Raw genomic sequence first — 656 nt, 5'->3', positions numbered from 1 at the left:
GAGACGGAGGATGCACGCAGAATTGAGCGGGCACTCTCAAACAGGTTTAACAGGTATGATCTACAGCTGCACCCAGAAAAGAGTCGGAATATTAGCTTTGGCAGGTACGAGAGGCTCAATGCGTCAAATACAGGTCGAAGAGCCAATACTTTCGATTTCCTAGGTTTTACGCATTATTGTGATAAGACAAGAAAGGGTTACTTTAAACTGGGGCGTAAAACAAGTGCTAAGAAGTTTAGAGCGAAGTGTAAAGATTTAAACACTTGGTTTAAGGCTATTAGGAATTTGCTCCCGACGAGGCAGTGGTGGAAAACACTCAAAGCTAAGCTAAGAGGGCATTTTGAATACTATGGCGTGAGCGGGAATTTTCCTGCAATCGCAAAATATTACTCAATTGCCAAAAGATTGGCAAAGAAGTGGTTAAATCGAAGAAGCCAGAAGCGGAAAATGAGTTGGGAGAAGTTCAACAAATATATTGAACGTTACCCACTACCGCAGCCACGAATCACACATGATTTTTATACTTTAACAGGTTCAGTGAGTTAAGTTGAAGAGCCGTATGTGGGAAATCTACAAGTACGGTTCTGTGAGGGGCATCATGCTTTCTCACATTATGTTTAAAATTTAAATTATAAATAGGAGAAACAGAGATGTCT

1 protein-coding gene is annotated in these 656 nt (G+C 40.9%); it reads left to right on the top strand.

Features of this window, described 5'->3' with window-relative positions; genetic code table 11:
• Positions 1-546: RNA-dependent RNA polymerase family protein (locus tag DNK84_RS03425; protein ID WP_456236410.1), on the top strand; the 546-nt coding region annotated here is incomplete at its 5' end.
• Between the last annotated feature and the right edge of the window lie 110 nt (positions 547-656).

Source organism: Facilibium subflavum (assembly GCF_003574485.1).
Taxonomy (GTDB): domain Bacteria; phylum Pseudomonadota; class Gammaproteobacteria; order Francisellales; family Francisellaceae; genus Facilibium; species Facilibium subflavum.
This window is presented reverse-complemented; position numbering and strand designations above follow the sequence as displayed.